The following is a 17,147-nucleotide window of genomic DNA, read 5'->3' on the forward strand; positions in this document are numbered from 1 at the left end:
TTTATTCTAAAAGAGGTGGAAATTATGACAGAGAAAGAAGATACACAAAAAAACAATAACAAGAAGCATATGTTTCCATCACTTCCCGAAAACATAAATTACATTGATAACAAGCTCTGCCATTCTGATGATAAAAAAAAATTAGATCTCCCTTTTCAAAACGGAAAAGGAACGATCTTATATATCGAATCTTTAGCAGACCCAAATTTAATTCATCAGTTGGCCCTTGAGCCTTTATTAACTCGATTAGATTTGGCTTTAGATAAAGCTTTTTCTACATTGAATATGAAAAAAGAAACGAATTTAAATTATGGTGTGCAACTTTTATTACAAAGTAAATCGTTATATTTTCATGAGCATGTCGAAAGCTTTTGTATTTTTGAAACAGCATTATCTTTAAAGAGAGCTATAACAGAGCCTGATAATGAAGGGATTGTACGCGGACCACATACTGGTTTCTAGGAAATTTATTAATTGGAATAAAGATTATGCAAAAGTGAAGTTTAAACCTGAAGTAGAAGTGGATATTTTGTATAGCGGTGTCTTAAAGTAAAAGGTTGTATATCGATATACAATCGACTCATACGGTCTTAATATAAGATTGTTTATATCCGTACTCGAATCTTTATAATTTGATAATAAAACTTCTTGCTTCATCTCATCTAATTGAACATCTTCTGGTACAGAGTAAGCAATCTCTTCTCCATAGAAGTTATTTACAACAAGTAATACTTCATTGTCTACAGTACGTGTATATGCCCAAATCTTAGGGTCATTTCCATCTAAAACAGCATATTTCCCTTTTGTAATTACATCATACGTTTTTCTAAGTTCAATTAACTTTTTATAATGATAAAATACAGATCCATCATTTTCTAATGCTTTTTCCACGTTTATTTCTTTAAAGTTTTCAGCCACTGCAATCCAAGGTGTACTTGTTGTAAAACCACTATTCACCTCTTCATTCCACTGCATCGGAGTACGTGAATTATCACGAGATTTTTGTTTTAAAATCTCTATAATTTCTTCTTTTGATAAGCCTTCTTCTTTTTTTATATCGTATATATTTAACGATTCTACATCACGATATTGCTCGATAGAATGGAAGTTAGGATTCGTCATACCAATTTCTTCCCCTTGGTAAATATAAGGCGTCCCTTGCAACATATGCATAGCTGTCGCTAACATTTTAGCAGATTCATTTCGGTACTTCTCATCATCACCAAACCGTGAAACAATACGAGGCTGGTCATGATTACACCAAAATAAAGCATTCCACCCTCCGCCCTTTTGCATTTCGATTTGCCAATTAGACATAATTTCTTTTAATTTAATAAAATCAAAATCTGCTTTCGTCCACTTATCACCATTCGGATAATCTACCTTCAAATGATGGAAACTAAACGTCATACTTAGTTCATTGCGCTCAGGGTTCGAATATTTAATACAATTATCAATTGTCGTAGATGACATTTCTCCAACTGTAATTACCTCTTTCCCTTCAAACACATTTCGATTCATCTCTTGTAAATATTCATGGACGCGTGGACCGTCTGTATAATATTTACGTCCATCATTTGTCGCAGTACTTCCGTCATCGCTTAAGAAACGTTGGTCTTTTGAAATTAAGTTAATAACATCAAGGCGGAATCCAGTTACCCCTTTATCAAGCCAAAAGCGCATCATATCATACACTTCTTCACGAAGCTTTTCATTTTCCCAATTTAAATCAGCTTGTGTCTCGTCAAATAGATGTAAAAAATATTGATCTGTCTTTTCATCATATTTCCAAGCAGATCCACCAAACTTAGACTGCCAGTTATTTTTTTCATCACGCCAAATATAATACTCACGATACGGACTATTTTTGTCTTTGCTCGCCTCTTTAAACCATTTATGCTCCGTAGAACTATGGTTTACAACAATATCGAGCATAATCTCAATATCACGTGCTTTCGCTTCTTCTAAAAGCTCTTCAAACTCTTCCATCGTTCCGTAAGATGGGTCTATACGATAATAATCACTGACATCATAACCATTATCATTTTGTGGTGATTCGTATATCGGTGTTAACCAAATATAATCCACTCCGAGTTCCTTTAAATAATCTAACTTCTCTGTAACTCCTTTTATATCACCGGTTTCTTTATTGTAGTAACTATTAAAGCTCTTCGGATAAATTTGATAGACTACACTTTTATGCCAATCCTTCATGCTTAACTTCCTCCTACTTCTATTTTACTCGTTTCGCAAATAACCATGTTAACGTAAATGGAATTACGACTGCGATAATCATCCCGACAATAAACATCGGAATCAATTTCGGAATGATAGAAATAAATGCTGGCAATCCACCAATTCCAATAGCAGGTGCTAATACACCATTTAAAGTAATGAATATCGCGGCAATAGCAGATCCAATAATCGCTGCATAGAACGGGAATTTATTTCGTAAATTCACACCGAACATTGCTGGCTCTGTGATACCGAAGTACGCTGAGATTGCTGATGTCGATGCCATACTTTTATCATTTTGATTTTTAGAAATCCAGAACATCGCTAGTGCCGCACTACCTTGTGCAATGTTAGAAAGAGCAATCATCGGCCAAATAAATGTACCGCCGTGCTGTGCAATTAATTGTAAGTCAATCGCAATAAACATATGATGCATACCTGTAATTACAAGCGGTGCATATAATGCTCCAAATAATATTGCCCCGAGTACTGGTACCGTTTCATATACTCCTACTAATCCAGCTGTTAATAAATCTCCAATATGACGTGTAACTGGACCGATAATTCCTAATGCTAATACACCTGTTACAACGATTGTTGTAATTGGTACAACTAATAATTGAATTGCATTTGGTACATGTTTCTTTAAGAAGATTTCAACTTTACTTAATACGAATGCTGCTACTAAAATGGGTAAAATTTGGCCTTGATACCCTACCTTTTCAATTTGGAATAGTCCTAAAATATCGAAGTACTCAATCTTTTGTCCCTCTAAACCAGTCGCTGCCTTTCCATAATCCCACGCGTTTAATAAGGCCGGATGCACAAGCATTAATCCCATAACAATACCTAGTATTGGGCTACCGCCAAATCGCTTCGTTGCTGACCAACCAACAAGTGCCGGTAAGAATACGAATGCTGTATTGGCCATCATATTAATTAAATCCCAAAGCCCGCCTAAGTTCGGATAAACATCTAATAAATTTTTACCATCAAAAAATAAGTCCTTTGCCCCTAATAAATTGTTAATCCCCATCAGTAAACCAGCTGTTACAATCGCTGGTAATATCGGCATAAATACATCTGAAAATACTTTTACAAACTTTTGAGCTGGATTTAACTTTTGGTTTCCAGAATCTTTTACGTCAGCTACTGTCGATTCTTCCATACCTGCAAGCGTTATCAATTCAGCGTATACTCGATCGACATCACCTGGACCAATTACAATTTGAAATACCCCAGCGTTATGAAACGCTCCCTTTACTAATGAAACAGACTGCAATTTATCATTATCTATTTTACTTTCATCTTTTAAAGCGATACGGAGCCTCGTTACACAGTGCGCAGCTTGTTCAATATTGTCTTTCCCACCAATATACTGCAACACTTCTTCTGCTGTTTTACGATAGTCTTTCCCCATATTCCCGTCCCTCTTTTCTTTTTTTGATACCGTTTACACTTATATATTAACTCGTATATATAAGTTAGTCAACACTCGTATATATAAGTTGGTGATTTTTTTATAAATAAAGAGATGGAACGATTATTTCGCTCCATCTCTTTATTTTCTTCGCGCCACATCCGAAAAGTGAAAAATATCTAAACGGTGGCGTGATTCCGTATATTCGAACTGACTCCCATCGTATAAATGAGTAAAGTTTTTTACAACGACAACATAGTCTGTTCCATTTAAATCTAAATACTTTCGGTCATCATCTGTACATGGTTGTACTTCAATTACCCGCTGTGAATAGCTAATATGTAGCCCTAATTCTTTCTCAATGTATTTATAAATCGATGCAGTTGCAATTTCTCTCGTTAATCCTGGAATATATTCCGATACAAAATGGTTTATATCTAAAATTACTTTTTCTCCATCAATATTTCGTACACGTTTAATATGATCTATTTCCGTTTTTTCTTTCACGTTTAATAACTTTGCTACATCTTTCGTCGCTTTCATTTTCTCTATTTCCACGACTTCTGTAATACAGTAACGTCCTAAACGTTCATTTTCTTCTTGAAAACTTACAATACCACCAAAGTTAAATTCAATGTTTTTGCGCTTTAATACAAAAACACCTTTTCCGTGTATTTTTTGAACATATCCACGCTCTTGCAATAAATCTACAGCTTTTCTTACAGTACCCCTGCTTGCCTCGTACTGCTTCATTAATTCCGTTTCTGATGGAATTTTGCATCCTTCTTGTAATTGTTTATTATCAATAGATTTGCTGATTTCTGTATAAATTTGTTCATACTTACTCATCATCTACAATAGCCCCTTGTCACCTTCTAGTTCTATATGTATTATACCACGCTATACTCTTCTGCCAATCTCTCACTTATTTTCCAGTACAAGAAAACTATAGGTAAATATTTAGTCTCTAAAACGTATTTTTATAAATTTTTCTTTTCATTCAAAAAAACATGTAGTATACTAACTTCAAAATCAGAGGAGAAAGGGAGCAAAGAACTATGCTTACTTATACAACTGTAGTTACATTTGCACAAAAACATCATCATCATACGTAACCCTTGAAACCTAGCGGAAAAATTACGCGTAGGTACAAGGGTTATTCCCGTTGTACCTACGCTTTGGCAAAGAGCCATGTAGGTATTTTTTATCTACATGGCTCTTTTTTTATTGCCAAAAATGCTAGTAAAAAATGATGTTTAAGCAAAACTTACTACAAAGGAGTCAACAAAAATGGAAACGAAAAAATGGGGATTATGGATTTTAACAGCTTTTGTTATCGGGAATATGGTTGGCGGTGGCGTATTTATGCTCCCAGCAAATTTAGCACACGTATCAGGTCCAATGGGATCTACACTTGCATGGAGTATTACAGGACTTGGTGTATTTATGATTGCACTCGTATTTGGAAATTTAGCAATTCGTAAACCAGAATTAAAAGCAGGACCACAAAGTTACGCCCAAGCGATGTTTACTTCCCAAAAGGCAGGTAAAGTTGCAGGATATAGTATGGCTTGGGGATACTGGGCTGCTAACTGGGCTGCTACAGCATCTGTAATTATTTCCTTTGCAGGATATTTATCAACATTCTTCCCAGTTTTACAAAGTAAGCAAATTCTCTTTTCAACAAACGGATTTTCATTAGAACTTGGAAAAGCTTTAACCTTCATAGTATGTAGTATGATGCTATGGGGAATTCAATATATTCTTTCTCAAAATATTGATAGAGCAGGAAATATGAACCTTCTTGCAACAATAGCAAAAATCATCGGATTTACAATGTTTATTGTAATCACATTATTCATTTTCAATGCCTCTAATTTCGGGGACGGTCAAACATTTATGAATGAAGCTGGACAACCTATTTCGTTGGGTGGACAAATAAATTCAGCTGCTATTGCAACACTTTGGGCGTTTATCGGTATTGAGTCAGCAGTTATGCTCTCTAACCGCGCAAAATCTCAGCACGATGTTAAGAAAGCTACGATTTTCGGATTAATCATCGCTCTTCTTATTTACATGGCAATTACTCTACTAACAATGGGCGCTCTTCCACAAGACGTTTTAAAAGAGTCTCAAAAACCATTAGTGGATGCACTAAATTTAGCAATTGGTACTAAGGGTGCTTATATAATGGCCTTACTTGCACTCGTATCTTTATTCGGCTCTACTGTAGGATGGATCGTTGTTAGCTCAGAAGTACCTTACCAAGCAGCAAAAAATGGGATTTTCCCTAAGTTTTTCGGAAAAACAAATAAAAAAGGAAGTCCTTCAAAATCATTATTTATTACAAATGTGATGACACAAATTTTCTTATTTTCAACGATTTCTGGTACTGTTTCAGAAGCATATAATTTCGCTATTGTTGTAGCGACATTAGCATATTTAATCCCGTACCTTGTTTCTACCTTGTACCAGTTAAAATTAGTTATTACGGGGGAAACGTATGATATAATGCCTGGATCTCGAATAAAAGATGGGATCATTACTGCACTAGCATTTTTATATTCCATTTGGGTTATTAAAACAGGAACTGCTGATTTAAAAACGTTCTTCTTAGGAATTGGGTTGTTTGTATTAGGCCTTATTCTTTATCCAATTTTAATGAAAGATTCACAAAAAAAATAATAAAAAAGAGAAGCTTTCCGCTTCTCTTTTTTTTATTAAAAGTCAGTTAATAACTTTTCTTTTAGTTCACCTACATCTAACGGTTTCGCATAATAAAAACCTTGTACAAAATCGCAACCCATTGATTTTAATAAACTTTCTTGTTCTACTGTTTCTACCCCTTCAGCAACCACTAATAAATTTAAACTATGGGCAATTCCAATAACCGATTTTACAATCGTTCGCTCTGGCTGTGCGTGATCATAATGAAACTCACGAATAAAATTACGATCAATTTTCACAATATCAAGTGGTAGTTGTTTTAAATAATATAATGAGGAATACCCTGTTCCGAAATCGTCTAAAGCGATTAAAATTCCCATACTTCTTAATTCTTGTAATGTAGCAATAATATAATCAAAATGACGTACAGCTATACTTTCTGTTATTTCTAATATTAAACGATTTGGTGGAAACCCTGTCCGCTTCAATATACTACGAACAGATAAAATAAATCGCTTTTGCATCAATTGTTGTATTGATAAATTAACAGATAATCTTAGTCCCTCTTGATACTCTGGCAAAGTTTTAAACAGTCGACATGACTTTTCTAGTACCCAGTCTCCTAGTTTTATAATAAGTCCACACTCTTCAGCTACAGGGATAAATTCACTTGGTGAAATAGGACCTTCTTCTGTCTTACAGCGTACTAAAGCCTCAATACCAGTACATTTCTTTGTTTTCAAATCAATAATGGGTTGTAATGCCACATTTAATTCTTCGTCACGAATTGCTTTTTGCAAAGCAAACTCTATTTTCATTCTACGGTTTATTTTCGCACGTAATTCATCTGTAAGGAAGCATGCCGCATTTCTTCCGTGCTCTTTCGCACTATACATGGCTAAATCTGAATTTTTCAATAACCTTTCAACGTCTTTTCCATCTTGCGGATAGGAACAAAGTCCTAGACTGGCTGAAATGTATACTTCATGACCTTCAAGCATAAATGGTGCTTGAAAGCATGACAACACAGATGTCGCTAATTGCCTCATCCCATCTTGTGTATGTTTTTTTGTTAATAGCACAAATTCATCTCCACCAAGCCTAGCCAGAACATCTTTATCTCCTAGTACGTAATGCAATCGTGAAGCGACTTCACTTAAAAGTAAATCTCCTATCATATGACCTAACGTATCATTCACTAATTTAAAACGATCTAAATCAAAGTAAATCATGCCAAACTCTATTTTCTCTGCAATCATCTTATTTACAGTCGTAATTAACTGCAAACGGTTTGGTAAACTTGTTAACGCATCATGATAAGCAAGTTCCCTATAACGACTTTCGCTTAATCGTAAGCTTTGTTCTGCTTCTTTCCTACTACTTATATCATTTCGAATTGCAATAAATTGATAGGGTTCTCCCTTTTCATTTAAAAATGGAACAATTGTTGTTTTAACCCAATAATACGTACCATCTTTTGCTTGATTTCGAATTTCCCCCGTCCAGACTTTTCCACTCAAAATACGCTTCCATAGAATTTGAAAAATGCTTTCGGATGATATCTGGAATTTAAAATACGGTGATCTTTTCCTATTAACTCTTCTCTTTTATATTTTGAGATTTCACAAAATTTATCATTCACATATGTAATAAGACCATTTCGGTCTGTAATAGCAACAATTGAAGACTCATCTAATGCTAATTTTAAATCTTGCAATGAAGAGTCATATAATGCATGACCTCTTTGTTCTAGCATGCGCACCTCTCCTTGCTTCCTATCTGACTAAAACACAACTCGTTTCTCTTCATAGAAATAGAGATATCTCATTTTCTAACAATATGCCTTTGCATAAATCACAAATTTTTTCTAAGTAGGCCGATTAAAATAACATAATATTATTTATAAAAAAATGCAATATGGTGCTGTTTTAATTATAGTAGAGACTTTTCACTTCTCTGATTATCTGATCTTATTATACCGTATTCTCTTACATTTTTTAATTTATAAAGCTACAATTTAATCAATACTAGCCCCTGTTCCCTACTAATGCGACCTCACACCTAATCTCTTTGCTTTCATGAAATATTAAAGTGTAAATCTAGATACCGACAACTAACGGAATAGAAATTAAAATTGTTATTTAATATTTTGAATTACAATAACTAAATATTAACATATTTTCACATTTATTTTGGAAATATTTTATAAATAAATACATTATTAACCTAAAAAAGAGGGTATCCTCTTTTTTAGGTTAATAATACGGGTACGATGTTTGTTGATAAGCTGGGTATGGTACTGGGTACGGCGCTGGATAAGTTACCGGGTATGGTGCTGGATAATATCCCCCACCACTAGCTGCACCTGTTAATGCCCCAGCTGTAAGTCCTCCTACTACGCCCCCGGCAAAACTCCCTGGGAAAAATCCTCCGCCCCATGAGCCTCCACCCCACCCGCCACCATGATGGTGGTGGTGATCATAATGATTATGTCCGCCATGATGATTGTGTCCACCATGATGATTGTGTCCACCGTGATGATTCCGATAATATCCTCCGTAATTTCCAGTATAGTTCATTTTTCTTCCTCTCCTTTTAGCATATAGTTCTGCCTCTCTTTAATATGTGGAATAATAAGGATTCTGTTGATAATCCGCATAGTATGGATAATCTGAATAATAAGGATAACCGTATCCACCATAACCAAATGCTGGACTGAGTAAAGCACCTGCTACAAATCCTGGAAAGAAACCTCCACCAAAAAACGGCGACTGTCCAAAACCACCCTGGAAACCTCCATGACCAAAACCACCGCCATGACCAAATCCTCTAATTGGACGACCGTACATTTTATTCATCCCCTTTTCTATATAAAAATGTAATAATATACTGTATGTAGGACAAATGCGGAAAGCATGGGGAAAATGTCTATATTTTGTAAAAAAAACAAAACACTTTATAATAAGAATGTCAGATTACACCTTTTATATAAGAAGTCTATATTTCAGAAAGATTAGAGGAATTTTATAGAAATGAAGAAACCTATCGTTCAATTATTATTAATATTTACAATCGTATCTATCGTTCTTTTCCTATTAAATACATCGGTTATTTCGTTATATACGTTTGTTGGTGCTCTATGGTCCATCACAATCGTAGGAATTTCATTCGTTATTTTTATCGAAAATAGATCTCCCCAAAGTACCTTAGCGTGGTTTTTAGTATTAGCACTTCTTCCTGTTGTAGGTGTGCTTTTATACTCTATTTTCGGGCGTAGCCGTTGGAGAAGAAAAAAACATCTTCATCGCTCAGAAGAACAAAGAAAATTATTCCGTGAAATATTAGAAGGAAGACGACTAGAATTATTACTTACAGTTCCATTACATGAGCGTTCTATACATTTAACAGAAGTAGTACAAAAATTTGGAGGCGGTCCTGCCGCAGATAGAACGACTACAAAACTTTTAACAAACGGAGATCAAACATTTTCAGAAATTCTGCAAGCTATTGAGCATGCAAAACACCATATACATATTCAATACTATATTTATAAAGCCGATGAGATTGGTACAAAAGTTCGAGATGCTTTAATAAAAAAGGCAAACTCGGGGGTTATTGTACGCTTCCTTTATGATGGACTCGGAAGTAACACGTTAAGAAGACGATTTTTACAGCCTATGAAAGAAGCTGGAATTGAAATTGTGGAATTTGATCCTATTTTTTCAGCTTGGTTACTTGAAACAGTCAATTATCGTAACCATCGTAAAATTGTTATTGTAGATGGAGAAATTGGGTTTACTGGAGGACTCAACGTCGGTGACGAATATCTCGGCCGTTCAAAGAAATTTCCCGTTTGGCGTGATAGTCATTTAAAAATAGAAGGAAAAGCATTATATAAATTACAAGCAATCTTTCTAGAAGATTGGCTCTATGCCTCTAGTGGTTTAAGTAACTACTCTTGGGATCAATTTATGAATGTACAATACTTCCCTGGTAAAGAGGTCTCAAATGCAGAAGGTGCTGTTCAAATTGTAGCAAGTGGACCAAGCTCAGATGATAAAAGTATTCGTAATACGTTACTAGCTGTTATGGGCTCTGCCAAAAAATCTATTTGGATCGCTACACCATACTTTATTCCAGATCAAGAAACTTTAACATTATTACGCTTAAGTGCAATATCTGGCATAGATGTACGTATTTTATATCCAGGTAAAAGTGATAGTATTATTAGTGATCAAGCATCTCAATCCTATTTTACTCCACTTTTAAAAGCTGGTGCTTCCATTTACAGTTATAAAGATGGTTTTATGCATGCGAAAATTGTACTCGTTGATGATAAGATCGCAACAATTGGAACAGCAAATATGGATGTACGTAGCTTTGAATTAAATTATGAAATTATTAGTGTACTTTATGAATCAGAAACCGTTCATGATATTAAACATGATTTTGAAGAAGACTTTAAGCATTCCACTGAAATTAAATGGAACTCGTTCCAAAAAAGAAGTATCAAAAAACGAATATTAGAGTCTTTCATGCGACTCATTTCTCCTTTGCTATAAGCAATCAATATAATATTGATTGCTTTTTCTTTTACATTTCCCCTCTCTCCTTTTCTTTGCATACCATATTAAAACAAGTTATCATAAGATGTATTACTTTATGAAAATAATGTTAGGTGGGAAATACATGTTAGAACAATTTCATATACATGCTGATTTAAAGCAACAGCTCTCAGCCATTCACGAAAAGAATAAACAAGAAGCTGGCGAAAATGCACATTTGATTGGAAAGAAAATATATAAAGCATCTGATAATAGCATTATTGAAGATGCCATTACAGCACTTTTACTTGGTAAAAATATTCTATTAAAAGGGCCAACTGGTAGTGGTAAAACAGTACTAGCGGAAACTCTTTCTTCTTTATTCCAAAAACCAATGCATAGCATTAACTGTTCTGTCGACTTAGATGTAGAAGGTATTTTAGGATACAACACATTACAAACAAAAGATGGTGCATCTGAAGTTACATTCGTTAACGGTCCTCTTATGAAGGCAATGAAGAACGGTCACTTCTTATATATTGATGAAATCAATATGGCAAAACCTGAAACATTACCACTTCTTCATGGTGCTTTAGATTATCGTAAAATGATTACAAACCCATTTACACAAGAAGTTGTATACGGTGATGAGGAATATCGAGTAATTGCTGCGATTAACGAAGGTTATGTTGGGACAAGTGAACTAAACGAAGCATTAAAAAACCGCTTTGTTATTATTGAAGTTCCTTACATTCAAGGTGATACATTAAAAGAGCTATTACTATCTGAATCAAAATTAAATGATGTTGCAACAATTGAAAAGTTCGTTGCATTCGCAAGCGATCTTATGCCTTTAGCTCGTGATGGACGCGTAAGTGAAGAAGCGGCTAGTATTCGTGGCATTATCGATGCATGTGATTTAGGCGTATATATTCCTGTTATGCGTGCAATTGAACGTAGCATTATCGCAAAATTAAACGATGAAACAGAACAAATGACTGTCCGTGAATTAGCAGAAAGTTATTTCTTTGAGGGATAATTCATGAGACAAATTTTTAGTGACAAAAAAATTGATGCGTCGCTGTTTCTACAAATGGAAAACTTAATGTATGCTCTTCTAAAAGAAGACGATGCCTATCTTGAGTATGGCTATAAAGCATACTACGACGAAATTGAAAAAAAGGTTGTCATTAGTCACTTTTGGGATGATCGAAAAGAAGAGGATACAGTAATCGGATTAAAAAGCGAAGTGTTCTTAAAGGCACTTGGTAATAAACATTACTCGGACATGACTTTAATTCGTTCTTATGCGATTGAATTACAAGAATCGCCTCTAAAAAAGTTTTTAACACAATTATTTGTTCTATTAGAAGATTTACGTGTTGAGGAAATCGTCAAAAATTTACGACCTGGCACAAAACATATTTTTAAACGCCGAAAAGAAATGTACCGCAATTACTTTGGCTCACAAAATGAAATAAATCGTGTTCGTAACTATCACGGTGACCGTCTATTTTGTCTATGCTATCTTTCATTAACGAGTGATAAATATGAAATGTTTAATAATGAATATTTCGAGCAAATTGAAGCAATTTTGCATGAAACATTCCAAGCTCGTAATACGGAAGATATTATGTATATCGTTGAGAAAATTCGCTATCGCTTAGAAGGACTTCTTGAAAGTGATATGCTTAATAATTATTTCGGACATGCCCCGCTTTATTTATCTGTTATTGCAGATGAGAAAGACAGTCGCGCTGAAAAATTAGCAAATGATGATACGCAACTCATAGATGACGATGATAACAAAAACAAAATGGATGAAAGCTTCTCGACATGGCACCGTGAAAATAAAAACAATGAAAACGAGAACTTTTTACGCTTTGAATTAGAAAGCGGAACAAAAACAAATATGATGGGTGATACTGCTCGTGAATCAGAAGATGGTGACCAAGCACTTGGTTCTGTACAAGGTACTTCCCAAAAAAGTACACAATCTAACTTTGATGGTACTGATACAGAGGAAGCAAGAGCGTCTCATGCTTCTAGCCAAAACGACGGTGCATACGGCAAGTATAATGTGGGAGCTTCTCATACATTTAAAGAAGCTCGCAAATCAAATCCTGATGAGAAAAAAGATTACCAAGCTATCAAATCAGTCGTTAATAAAGATGTAAAAGAATTAAAGAAAATTATCGAAAAAACAATTGAAAACAAAACGAATGCAAACAGTGATAAATATTACGGAAGACTTCGTAAGAAATTCCTTCGTATTTATACAGAAAAGCAGCCGCGTATGTTTTATAAAAAAGGACAAGAATCACAAGAATTAGACGTTGCATTCCAACTATTAGTGGACTGCTCTGGTTCTATGTATAACAAAATGGAAGAAACGAAGAAGAGTGTGGTCCTATTCCATGAAGCTTTAAAATCTTTAAAAATCCCGCACGCTATTAGCGGATTTTGGGAAGATGCTTCTAGTGCTAAACCTGAAGATAAACCGAACGTTATCCATGAAGTTGTGACGTATAAAAACTCAACGTTACCAAACGTCGGTCCAGAAATTATGCAACTTCGCGAAGAAGAAGATAACCGCGACGGGTATATTATTCGTATCGTTTCTGAAAAGCTTGCGAAAAGACCAGAAAAACATAAATTCTTACTTGTCTTTACAGACGGTGAACCTTCTGCACTAGACTATCAACAAGACGGAATTTTAGATACGCACGAAGCTGTGAAACTTGCTCGTAAAAGTGGTATGGAAGTAATCGGTATCTTTATCGAAGAAGGCGAAGCGAAAGAAGCGACTTATCAACTAATGAAAAACATTTATAACCATCACTTCTTAGTTGCAAATCATGCTGAAGATTTACGCCTGAAGATTAAACCATTGCTGAAGAAACTATTACTGAAGACGATTGAATAGAAAAACAGGAGCCACGAGGCTCCTGTTTTTCTTCGTTAACTTACTTTGTTTCTGGTTGAAACTTGTATGGAATGGCTACTTCTAACAATGATTCAAATCCTCCATCGTAGAATGGGAATCGTTCATTTGCAATTTTTTTATCTACCCATTCAATTGCGGAAATTTCGCCTTCATCTTCTGCATATAGCTCGCCCGTTAACACTTTCGCTCGAAATGTAAAAAGTAGTGCATGGTGTCCTTTCTTCTCAAAAAACTTCTCATTTATTGCGACAAGTCCACTGAGTGCAGCAGTCAATCCTGTCTCTTCTTTCACTTCTCTTACTAGTGCTTGCTCTAATGTTTCTTCTTTTTCAACAGCCCCGCCCGGTAGCGACCAAACGTTTTGCTCTACATTATGTACCATTAATATTTTATCTTTTTCGCTATCGTATATTAGTGCATATACAACATCAACTCTTTGCATGTTGCTTTTCTCCTTCAATTAACTCATCCATTGTAAATAAAGAATGTAATTGTAATCCATCTTGTAATAAGTTTTCTCTGCCTTCTTTTGTACGCTCAATGACACCTAGAACATGGTTCACATTCGCTCCTAATTCTCTTAAATCTTTCGCGCTTAATAATATTTGACCGCCCGTCGTAATGACATCTTCTACGACACAAACATTTTTCCCAGCAATATCAACACCCTCTGCTAACTTACATGTTCCATATTTCTTCGCTTCTTTTCTTACAAATACAACTGGAATCCCTGTTTGTAAAGATAATGCTGTTGCTACTGGAATTCCTCCCATCTCCAAACCTGCTAGCACTTCTGCTCCAGGAGGAATAAGCTCTTTCAATTGTTTGGCGATTTCTAATAATAGTACTGGATTCGATTCGAATAAGTACTTATCCAAGTATTGATTTGATACTTGTCCTGAGCGAAGCTTGAATGTTCCCGTTAAACGCGACGTATTGTAAATTTCCTTTGCTAATTCCCATTTCTCCATTGTATCTCTCCCCTTTATGCACAAATTAATTCATTTTATCACGCTTGTAATTATTTGTATATTCTTAAAAATACAAATAAAAGAGCCAATTCCTAAGAATCGGCTCTTCCTATTAATTCATCACTAACTCAGCTGCAAGCTTTTTTTTTAACTTAGCAAGCATGTCAGTTGTCATTTTGTTTAAATCATATTCTGCTTTAAAGCCCCACTCTTTCATTGCTGCTGTTGCATCAATAGAGTTTGGCCAGCTATCAGCGATTGTTTGACGAGCTGGATCTACAGCGTAATCCATTGTAAAGTTCGGAATGTGTTTACGAATTGACGCTGCAATTTGCTCTGGCTCAAAGCTCATTGCTGTAATGTTAAACGCATTTCTATGCACAAGTTTACTTGGATCAGCTTCCATTAATGAGATGATCGCTTGTAAAGCATCAGGCATATACATCATATCCATGTATGTTCCTTCTGCAATGTATGAGGTGTATGCGCCTTTTTTAATCGCCTCATAATAAATTTCAACTGCATAGTCAGTTGTTCCGCCTCCTGGAGGAGCTACGTAAGAAATTAAGCCTGGGAAACGTACGCCGCGCGTATCAACGCCAAACTTTTGATGATAATAATCACATAGTAATTCTCCTGCTACTTTGTTTACCCCATACATCGTAGTAGGACGCTGGATTGTATCTTGTGGTGTATTATCTTTTGGAGTTGATGGACCAAATGCACCGATAGAACTTGGCGTGAAAAACTTACAGTTTAATTCACGTGCTGCTTCTAATGCATTTACAAGTCCGCCCATGTTTAAATTCCAAGCAAATAACGGATTTTTTTCTGCAGTTGCTGAAAGTAAAGCCGCTAAATGAATAATTGTATCTACTTCATTACGCTTTGCAATATCATGTAATTTTTGTCCATCCGTTACATCTAACGTTTCAAATGGACCAGACGTTACTACTTCACTATCTGTTTCACGAATATCTGTGGCAATAACGTTTGATGCACCGTATACATCACGAAGTTTCATTACTAGTTCAGAACCAATTTGCCCTAAAGAACCGGTTACTAGAATTTTTTTCATTTTTCCCACTCCTCATTTGCAAGCTATTCACAAGATGTCGTTAATTAAATGATACCCATTTCTTTCCCTACTTTTTCATACTTACGAATTGCTTCATCTAACATTTCTTTCGTATGAGCTGCTGTAGGCATATTACGAACGCGTCCCATTCCTTTTGCTACGGTTGGGAATACGATAGATTTTGCGTATACGCCTTCTTCATTTAGACGTTTACTAAACTCTTGTGTTAATACTTCATCACCAATAATACAAGGTGTAATTGGTGTTTCACTTTCTCCAATGTTAAAGCCAAGTTCTTTTAACCCTTGTTTTAAATAGCGACCATTTTCCCATAAACGATCGTGTAACTCTGTGCTTTCCATTAGAATTTCAATTGATCTCATACAAGCAGCTGCATCAGCTGGTGTTAAAGCTGTTGAGAATAAGAATGGACGTGAACGTACTTTTAACCAATCGATTAAGTTTTGTTTCCCAGCTACATATCCACCAATTACCCCAATTGCTTTTGATAATGTACCAATTTGGAAATCAACTTTATCAGAAAGGCCGAAATGTTTTACAGTACCTGCACCTTTGCCAAGTACCCCTGAACCGTGTGCATCATCTACATATGTCATTAAATCCAGCTCTTCTGCAATTTCAACAATCTCTGGTAATTTTGCAATATCTCCATCCATTGAGAAAACACCGTCTGTAATAACCATTAATTTATTATAAAGACCTGATTCTTTTGCCTCGATTGCTTTTTTACGTAAATCTTCCATATCAGAATGCTTATAAACGATGATTTTCGCTCTTGATAGACGACTACCATCAATAATAGATGCGTGGTTTAATTCATCTGAAAGAATCGCATCATTTTTATCCATAACAGCTGAAATCGCTGCCATATTACAGTTAAATCCTGATTGATAAGCAATTGCTGCTTCTGTATGTTTAAACTTTGCAATTGTTTCTTCTAATTTAATATGCAAATCTAAAGTACCGTTAATTGTACGAACAGCTCCTGCTCCAACGCCGTACTTATGAATTGCACCAATTGCTGCTTCTTGTAAGCGATTATCAGTCGCTAATCCAAGATAGTTGTTTGAAGATAAGTTAATATATTCTTTTCCACTAATTGTAATAATCGGTCCATTTGGACTTTCCAGCGGATCAATTACGTTATAAAGCCCCTTTGACTTTAAATCCTCTAAATTTTCTTCTAAAAAGTTTGCAAGTGTTTTACTAGACATCGTGAAGCCTCCCATCGTTCATGTAAGCGGATTAATATCTCAATAATTCC

12 protein-coding genes and 3 pseudogenes are annotated in these 17,147 nt (G+C 35.2%); 5 read left to right on the top strand and 10 right to left on the bottom strand.

What is annotated here, in order from left to right:
• Positions 1-24 precede the first annotated feature (24 nt).
• Positions 25-459: pseudogene (locus CQZ94_RS15785) on the top strand (spore germination protein); the annotation flags it as partial.
• A 99-nt stretch (positions 460-558) separates the two neighbouring features.
• Here the strand turns inward: CQZ94_RS15785 and treC are convergent.
• The 3 genes and pseudogenes from treC to treR form a co-directional block, all read right to left on the bottom strand.
• A pseudogene (gene treC, locus CQZ94_RS15790) lies at positions 559-2,214 on the bottom strand (alpha,alpha-phosphotrehalase); the annotation flags it as partial.
• A gap of 19 nt (positions 2,215-2,233) precedes the next feature.
• Positions 2,234-3,655, bottom strand: a complete 1,422-nt coding sequence (treP, locus tag CQZ94_RS15795; protein ID WP_105586121.1) for a PTS system trehalose-specific EIIBC component — start codon at positions 3,653-3,655, stop codon at positions 2,234-2,236.
• A 141-nt stretch (positions 3,656-3,796) separates the two neighbouring features.
• Positions 3,797-4,507: a trehalose operon repressor gene (gene treR / locus CQZ94_RS15800; protein ID WP_105586122.1), complete on the bottom strand. Its 711-nt coding sequence runs from the start codon at positions 4,505-4,507 to the stop codon at positions 3,797-3,799.
• Positions 4,508-4,945: 438 nt separating this feature from the next.
• On the opposite strand from treR, the gene CQZ94_RS15805 reads away from it, so the two are divergent.
• The gene (locus CQZ94_RS15805) at positions 4,946-6,340 is read left to right on the top strand and encodes an amino acid permease (protein WP_105586123.1); all 1,395 of its coding nucleotides are present in this window, start codon (positions 4,946-4,948) and stop codon (positions 6,338-6,340) included.
• A 35-nt stretch (positions 6,341-6,375) separates the two neighbouring features.
• Here CQZ94_RS15805 and CQZ94_RS15810 read toward each other — a convergent pair.
• The 3 genes and pseudogenes from CQZ94_RS15810 to CQZ94_RS15820 all read right to left on the bottom strand — a co-directional run bounded on the left by CQZ94_RS15810 (position 6,376) and on the right by CQZ94_RS15820 (position 9,171).
• Positions 6,376-8,078: pseudogene (locus CQZ94_RS15810) on the bottom strand (putative bifunctional diguanylate cyclase/phosphodiesterase).
• A gap of 499 nt (positions 8,079-8,577) precedes the next feature.
• Complete coding sequence (locus tag CQZ94_RS15815) at positions 8,578-8,901, bottom strand: hypothetical protein (protein WP_105586124.1); 324 nt, start codon at positions 8,899-8,901, stop codon at positions 8,578-8,580.
• Between the two features lie 39 nt (positions 8,902-8,940).
• Positions 8,941-9,171: a hypothetical protein gene (locus CQZ94_RS15820; RefSeq protein WP_105586125.1), complete on the bottom strand. Its 231-nt coding sequence runs from the start codon at positions 9,169-9,171 to the stop codon at positions 8,941-8,943.
• A gap of 183 nt (positions 9,172-9,354) precedes the next feature.
• Between CQZ94_RS15820 and CQZ94_RS15825 the strand changes: the two genes are divergently transcribed.
• From CQZ94_RS15825 to CQZ94_RS15835, 3 genes are all read left to right on the top strand, one after another.
• Positions 9,355-10,884, top strand: coding sequence for a cardiolipin synthase (locus tag CQZ94_RS15825; RefSeq protein WP_105586126.1), 1,530 nt, complete (start codon positions 9,355-9,357; stop codon positions 10,882-10,884).
• A gap of 127 nt (positions 10,885-11,011) precedes the next feature.
• The gene (locus tag CQZ94_RS15830) at positions 11,012-11,905 is read left to right on the top strand and encodes an ATP-binding protein (protein ID WP_105586127.1); all 894 of its coding nucleotides are present in this window, start codon (positions 11,012-11,014) and stop codon (positions 11,903-11,905) included.
• Positions 11,906-11,908: 3 nt separating this feature from the next.
• Complete coding sequence (locus CQZ94_RS15835) at positions 11,909-13,792, top strand: vWA domain-containing protein (protein ID WP_105586128.1); 1,884 nt, start codon at positions 11,909-11,911, stop codon at positions 13,790-13,792.
• A 40-nt stretch (positions 13,793-13,832) separates the two neighbouring features.
• Here the strand turns inward: CQZ94_RS15835 and CQZ94_RS15840 are convergent, their stop codons facing one another.
• The 4 genes from CQZ94_RS15840 to CQZ94_RS15855 all read right to left on the bottom strand — a co-directional run bounded on the left by CQZ94_RS15840 (position 13,833) and on the right by CQZ94_RS15855 (position 17,097).
• A complete protein-coding gene (locus CQZ94_RS15840; protein WP_105586129.1) occupies positions 13,833-14,255 on the bottom strand; it encodes an NUDIX hydrolase in 423 nt (140 codons plus the stop codon).
• Positions 14,242-14,784 (bottom strand): orotate phosphoribosyltransferase, encoded by a 543-nt coding sequence (gene pyrE / locus CQZ94_RS15845; RefSeq protein ID WP_142395848.1) that lies wholly within the window; start codon positions 14,782-14,784, stop codon positions 14,242-14,244. The genes CQZ94_RS15840 and pyrE overlap by 14 nt, the downstream gene beginning before the upstream one ends.
• 112 nt (positions 14,785-14,896) lie before the next feature.
• Positions 14,897-15,862, bottom strand: a complete 966-nt coding sequence (locus CQZ94_RS15850; RefSeq protein WP_105586131.1) for an L-threonine 3-dehydrogenase — start codon at positions 15,860-15,862, stop codon at positions 14,897-14,899.
• A 44-nt stretch (positions 15,863-15,906) separates the two neighbouring features.
• Positions 15,907-17,097, bottom strand: a complete 1,191-nt coding sequence (locus CQZ94_RS15855; protein WP_078180279.1) for a glycine C-acetyltransferase — start codon at positions 17,095-17,097, stop codon at positions 15,907-15,909.
• Positions 17,098-17,147 lie beyond the last annotated feature (50 nt).

Source organism: Bacillus sp. MYb209 (assembly GCF_002975175.1).
Classification (GTDB): domain Bacteria; phylum Bacillota; class Bacilli; order Bacillales; family Bacillaceae_G; genus Bacillus_A.